Source organism: Bacillus sp. JJ864 (assembly GCF_036963045.1).
GTDB lineage: Bacteria > Bacillota > Bacilli > Bacillales > Bacillaceae_G > Bacillus_A > Bacillus_A pseudomycoides_C.
This window is the reverse complement of the sequence record NZ_JBALLY010000029.1, coordinates 94,094-100,249: the sequence shown is the minus strand read 5'-3', so window position 1 is coordinate 100,249 and position 6,156 is coordinate 94,094. Positions and strand designations below refer to the sequence as shown.

Genomic DNA, 6,156 nt, shown 5'->3' with positions numbered 1-6,156 from the left:
AGGTGAAAATCCAGGTACAAATACAAATAGTAAGCCTCTAGAAGCGTCATCTAGTAAAAAAGGTAATAAGGCACCGAAATTACTTCCTGAAACAGGAGGAACACCAGAATGGATGATTTCAGTAGCAGGCGGTATGATGTTGTTTGTTTTAGGCGGAATGCTATTATTTCGTCAAAGAGTTAAATAATTAGATTATTTATTATGTTAGAACCCGAGTAGTAGACAAGTTAAACAGTCGCTATTCGGGTTTTTTGTTATTTAGAACTTGTCTTTTTAAAACAAATAATTATTTCTGCATATAGTTATAGGGAGAACGGAGGGATAAAAGTGACGAGAATTGCGTATACAGAAAGTGATGTAGGTTTACTTGCTCGTCTTATGCGTGCAGAAGCAGAAGGAGAAGGACAACAAGGCATGATGGCAGTAGGAACAGTTGGGGTGAATCGTGTCATGTGTGATTGTTTAGACTTTAAGCAAATTACAAATATTTCGCAAATGGTGTATCAGCAGCCAGGTGGATTTGAAGCAACGACAAAAGGGTATTTTTATCAAAGAGCAAGAGAGAGCGACAAAGAAATGGCAAGAAAATGTTTGAATTATGCTCGAATATGGCCAGGTGTATATTCTCTTTGGTTCTTTCGGCCGGTTGGGAATTGTCCTCCTACGTGGTGGGACCAACCTCATGCAGGACAATACAAGAATCATTGTTTTTACGAACCGACTGGAGACGAATGTCCGAAAGTATATAGCGGAAAGTAGCGCAGGAGAAATATATCTGCGATTTTCACGATATATCGGCGCAAGTGCATCATTTATCGGCGATTTTTTTAATATATCGGCGGTTCGACACGGTATAAAGACCGCTCGACAATATTTGACATCAAAAAAGGCACCTCATTAGCAAAATGAGGTACCTTTTTGGTTAAGAGGACAATTAGTTCGTGAATAATGAGCCGAAATGGTTATTAGAATATTTTCCCTTAAGAAATACATACTAAACAATAATATAGAACGTACGTAGAAAGGGAGGGAGTTCATGGTTAAGTTTCTGAAACGGTTAAAAAGCAGGGGCAATCCTAAGTCGTTTTCAAGGCGCGACAATAATCATTTTCAGGAAAAAAATATAGAGGACTCCCTCTTAGATGCTGATTTATCTAAAAACATAGCTGAGCTTCAGGAGCTCTTTTGTCAAGCGCCTGATTTAGTGATTCGGCGGTTTCCAATGTCAGGAGATGGATTAGAAGCAGCTTTGGTGTATTTGTCTGGATTAACAGATAAACAATTGGTTCAAAATCATATTTTACCTTCTTTGATGGAAAGTGTTTTTGATATGAATAAGGAACTTCCCATTCCATTAGGGCGTATTGAAATGATTAATACGTGGAGCCGAATTGAAAATGCTATTTTAGGAGGAGATAGTGTTTTATTGATTCATGGTCAGACGATAGCGCATCAATTAGATACGAAAGGGTGGCCACAAAGAAATATTGAAGATACGCATAATGAAGTATCTTTAAAAGGTGCTCATGAATCATTTGTAGAAACCGGAAGTCAAAATATCGCAATGATTCGAAGATATATTCCTCACCGCGAATTTATGGTAAAAGAAATAATAATTGGTATGCGAAGTAAAACGAGAATTTCTATTTTATATTTGAACGATGTAGCCTCTGAGGATGTGCTGAAAGAATTGGAAACACGGATTCAAGGTGTTACGGTCGACGCGATTGCGAATACGGGTGAACTTATCGAATTTATTGAAGATAATCCGTACTCACCGTTTCCACAATTTATGTTAACTGAAAGACCTGATGTGGCTGTATCTCACATTCTACAGGGAAGATTTGTAGCTGTAGTGGATCATTCTCCTAATGTATTAATTGCTCCGACAAATTTTATCTCCTTTTTTCAAGGAGTCGATGATTACGGGACACGTTGGCTAGTCGCTTCGTTTATTCGGATACTTCGTTTTATTGCTTTTATGATTGCTCTATTTTTGCCGGCGAGTTATGTTGCGTTTATTTCTTTTAACTTTGAAGTCATTCCTGTAGAACTTTTTTTATCTATTGCCGAATCAAGAACGCGCGTACCTTTTTCTCCAGTTATGGAAGCACTGCTTATGGAAATGACATTGGAAATGATGAGGGAAGGAGCCTTGCGGTTGCCCACTCCAATCGGTCAGACAGTTGGAATTGTAGGCGGAATTATCATTGGACAGGCTGCTGTTCAAGCAGGAATTGTCAGCAACATTATGATTATTGTTGTTGCTGTTACGGCTATCGCTTCTTTTATTATCCCTAATTATGATATGGGGGCAGCAGTCAGGCTGTTACGTTTTCCGATGATGATATCGGCTGCCTTATTTGGGGTTGTCGGAATTGTTATCGGTTGGATGACATTAGTTGCGCATCTCATTAGTCTTGAATCGCTAGGAACTCCTTATGGTACTCCGTTAGCACCATTTCGCTTTGCAGATATGAAGGATGCTTTTGTACGCTTTCCTTTATGGACAATGAGAAATCGTCCTAAGGGTACGGGAGCTATACAATCTGTTCGACAAGGAAAAAACCATAATAAAAGGTGAAACTATGAAAAAATATGCCTATAATGACATCACACTTCTCCAGTATATTTTTTTAATTAATGGAATGCAGGTCGCAACTGGCATTTTATCTCTCCCGCGAGTGCTTGCTGAAAAAGCTGGAACAGATGGATGGATTGCTATACTTATCGGCTGGATCTTCTCCACAATATCCGGTATTTTTATCGTGAAAACATCTGCAAGATATCCAGAAGATACGCTCTATGACATTCTTATACGATTGTTTGGAAAAATAGTTGGGAAAGCACTAGCTGTCATTTATATGATCTATTTTGCTTGTTATTCTTGCATCATTCTTGTGAATGCTTTGCTTTATCTTAAGGGGTGGCTTCTTCCGAAAACGCCTGACTATATCATTATCTTTTTGTTTTCCATTCCTACATTTCTTGTTGTACGCAACGGTCCTCGAATTCTAGGACGATACTGCGAACTTGGTTTTTATATGATGATTTGGGTCCCAGTGTTTTTTTTGATACCGCTAAAAGAAGGCGGGAGTTGGCTACCGTTCTTTCCGCTCTTAAAAGAAGGATGGAAACCAGTATTAATGGCTGTACCGACCACAATTTTTACTTTTTTAGGGTTTGATATCGCATTCTTTTTATATCCCTTTTTACAAAAAAAACAGTATGCAGTCCATGGATTCGTTATTGCTAATACTTTGACGATGTTATTTTATTTATTTACTACTCTTGTTTGCTTTGCCTACTTTAGCCCTGACAGCATTACAGAATTTAATCAGCCCGTACTAAATTTATTGAAAGTAATTGAATTTCGTTTTTTAGAACGTTTTGACATGATTTTATTAGCCGTTTACTTAATTGTTGTTTCCACAGCTTGGATGCCTTGTATATACTGCGCTGTCTTTTGTTCTAGCCAATTACTAGGGAAGCAAGACCATAGCTCTCACCTCGTTGTTCTATTGTTGCTCATTATTGGTTTTATATTTTGGACTCATCCTAGTTGGAATCAATCTGAAACTTGGCAACAAGCAGTATCAAATGCTGGATTAGGATTGACGTATATATCACCGATTATTTTATGGCTGTATAGCTGGATATATGAGAAATATCGCCGGAGGGGAATACAGTGAAAAGGAAGGTACTATGTTGTGTGTTGTTATTGACATTCATGATGACAGGGTGCTTTGATCAAAGAAATGTTGAAGATGTTTCCCTTACTCTTATACTTGGAATGGATTTAGATCAAAATGATAATTTATTGGTGTACATGTCAAGTCCTGTTTTCAATAAAGAAGCAAAGATAAAAGAAGAAAATACTGGTGTGAAATCTGTTACAGTTCGAAATTCTAGAGAGCAATTTGATGCTACAGTTATGGCGCTAACTTCGGGAAGTAAGACACAAGTTTTTTTAGTTGGAAAACGGCTAATGAAACAAAAAAATTGGGAAAAGTACCTTGATCCATTTTACCGAGATCCAAAGAACACAGTCACTACAAGAGTGATTGCTGTAGATGGGCCTGTTTCAGACATCATCTATTATAGTCCAAAGGATAAGCCGCGGCTTCCTTTATATTTAACAAAACTAGTTGATACCGCCTATTTAAGAAATATCACCGTAAAAACAACTCTTCAAAAATTGCATGAACAAATGATAGATAAAGGGATAACAGCAAGTGTTACTGAGATGAAAAAAAAGAAGAAACTATGGCTGACAGGTACAGCGTTGTTGGACGAAAAAGGCAGATACAAATTAACGTTAAAATCTGATGAAAATAAATTGTTACGCATTTTACAGCACGAAACGAAAGGTGAGTTTCCATTTACAATTCCAATTAAGATAAAATCCGATAACCATGATAAAGATTGGATAAGTTTTAGTTCTCAAAGTATGAAAGTAAAGACAAAGGTAAGGTATGATAATCATTTTATATTTGATATAGATATAAAGATGAAAATCGGTATTACAGAACGGCTTTTTTCATTTAATACAAGAAAGGACGCAGCAAAATTACAAAAGGCGATTGAAACGAAGATGGAAGCTGATTTCAAGCAACTCATAAAGAAAATACAAGCTGCTGAAATTGACCCGATTGGCCTTGGAATTTATGCAAGAGCCTACACATACCCGCAATGGAAAAAAGTTCAAAATAACTGGAATCAGGCATTGGCAAAGGGGGATGTAAACGTTAAGGTAAAGGTAGACATTGGCGGGATGGGAACGATTAAGTAACAGGAGTTTAGCTGAGAGACGAAATGAATCTAATTTACTTTTTCTTACATTTGAATAAAAAACGCTATTTTTCCTTTGGGAGAATAGCGTTTTTCTTTATGAATTTTAAATACTATAGAAATTATGAAGATTGGAAATCACTTTCCGGAAAAGAATTGACTACGAAGGAAGATTTTGAATTTGGTAAAAGAAAAAAATAGGCGATATATATTTGTTTGTTGGATTCGTAGTAAATGATATAGAAAAATATTGATGTTATAATGTGAGGGTAAAATTATAACTTGAGAGGGAGCGATTGTGAAATGATGCCTGAAGTTGTGGTCAGAAGATTCTTTGAAGAAATACGTTCAGGACATAATCTACATTTAGTTACAGAGTTTATGGCAGAAAAAGTGTTGGCTCATCAAGTTCAAGCTGAAGATGAAATAACAGTTGAAAGATCTCCTAGGGATTATGCAGATCATGTACAAGAGATGTTAGATGCTTATGGTGCATTTACTTTAGAAATTCAAGAGTTGTTATCTCAGCAAGATCGTGTATATGTTCGCTGGAAACAAACAGGTACTCATATTGGTGAGGTTAATGGATTTCAACCAACTGGTCTTCCTATCATTCAAGTAGCGAGTGCTGTGTATCGTGTGGAAGATGGGAGAATTGTAGAGTATTGGATTCAAATTGACCGCATTGGTATTACAGCTCAATTGGAAAAGAATCAAAAGCAAGTACATGCAAAATAGAGATACATAGTGAGAGAAGCCCACATTTGAAAGGGCTTCTCTCATATGAAAGTGAATTATAGTGGCAATACTTCTTCTAGATGTGTATTTAGTTCAGATACAAATCTATCAATATCCGGATTTTTGATTACATCATAGCAAGCAAAGCTCTTTAGTGGTTTCATACCGATAAAATCTTGTGTACGGTGTAAATGGCTAAGTGCTTCTTCTAAACTTTTTCCTCCAAAGAATTGTGTTGGATCGTTAAATGCTTTTTCAGGAGCATTCCATGTCGTTGAAAACATATAATGTTTGTCAGTTAATAAGCCGCCTCTTCCATATTGTTCAGACCCTTTGAAAAATAATCCGTAAGCATATACCCCATCCATATATGTTTTCAGTAATCCAGGCACATTGAACCAATAGATAGGTGTTTGGAAGATGACAATATCAGCCCATAAAAACTTACTTTGTTCTTCCTCGATATTGTATCCATTTTGGACAACTGTTGTTTTGACATTGTAATTTGTACTTAATACATGTACCATGTTGTCCGTCAATGATTTGTTTAGTGCTCCTTCTGCCGATCTATAAGTTTGATGGCCGTTTATAATAAGTATATTTTTCATTTTAGTTTTCCCCTTTATT

At 36.6% G+C, this 6,156-nt stretch carries 7 protein-coding genes; 6 read left to right on the top strand and 1 reads right to left on the bottom strand.

All coding sequences use genetic code 11. The annotated features are described in order from the left end of the window. From V7024_RS05990 to V7024_RS05965, 6 genes are all read left to right on the top strand, one after another. On the top strand, nt 1–187 hold a 187-nt coding region (locus tag V7024_RS05990), incomplete at its 5' end, for an LPXTG cell wall anchor domain-containing protein (protein ID WP_335516991.1). Between the two features lie 191 nt (nt 188–378). Continuing rightward, nucleotides 379–759 (top strand): cell wall hydrolase, encoded by a 381-nt coding sequence (locus V7024_RS05985; RefSeq protein ID WP_098918539.1) that lies wholly within the window; start codon nt 379–381, stop codon nt 757–759. Between the two features lie 277 nt (nt 760–1,036). Beyond that, nucleotides 1,037–2,584, top strand: coding sequence for a spore germination protein (locus V7024_RS05980; RefSeq protein WP_335516987.1), 1,548 nt, complete (start codon nt 1,037–1,039; stop codon nt 2,582–2,584). A gap of 4 nt (nt 2,585–2,588) precedes the next feature. Next, the gene (locus tag V7024_RS05975) at nt 2,589–3,692 is read left to right on the top strand and encodes a GerAB/ArcD/ProY family transporter (protein WP_335516985.1); all 1,104 of its coding nucleotides are present in this window, start codon (nt 2,589–2,591) and stop codon (nt 3,690–3,692) included. Further along, complete coding sequence (locus tag V7024_RS05970) at nt 3,689–4,792, top strand: Ger(x)C family spore germination protein (protein WP_335516982.1); 1,104 nt, start codon at nt 3,689–3,691, stop codon at nt 4,790–4,792. The genes V7024_RS05975 and V7024_RS05970 overlap by 4 nt, the downstream gene beginning before the upstream one ends. A 302-nt stretch (nt 4,793–5,094) precedes the next feature. Further along, nucleotides 5,095–5,529 (top strand): ester cyclase, encoded by a 435-nt coding sequence (locus V7024_RS05965; protein ID WP_335516979.1) that lies wholly within the window; start codon nt 5,095–5,097, stop codon nt 5,527–5,529. Nucleotides 5,530–5,585: 56 nt separating this feature from the next. Here the strand turns inward: V7024_RS05965 and V7024_RS05960 are convergent, their stop codons facing one another. Then, nucleotides 5,586–6,137, bottom strand: a complete 552-nt coding sequence (locus V7024_RS05960; protein ID WP_335516976.1) for an NAD(P)H-dependent oxidoreductase — start codon at nt 6,135–6,137, stop codon at nt 5,586–5,588. Nucleotides 6,138–6,156 lie beyond the last annotated feature (19 nt).

Bases quoted from the DNA above. Each gene is read 5' to 3' on its own strand.
- V7024_RS05960 (WP_335516976.1), bottom strand. From the start codon at position 6,137: ATGAAAAATATACTTATTATAAACGGCCATCAAACTTATAGATCGGCA.
- V7024_RS05985 (WP_098918539.1), top strand. From the start codon at position 379: ATGCGTGCAGAAGCAGAAGGAGAAGGACAACAAGGCATGATGGCAGTA.
- V7024_RS05975 (WP_335516985.1), top strand. From the start codon at position 2,589: ATGAAAAAATATGCCTATAATGACATCACACTTCTCCAGTATATTTTT.
- V7024_RS05980 (WP_335516987.1), top strand. From the start codon at position 1,037: ATGGTTAAGTTTCTGAAACGGTTAAAAAGCAGGGGCAATCCTAAGTCG.
- V7024_RS05965 (WP_335516979.1), top strand. From the start codon at position 5,095: ATGATGCCTGAAGTTGTGGTCAGAAGATTCTTTGAAGAAATACGTTCA.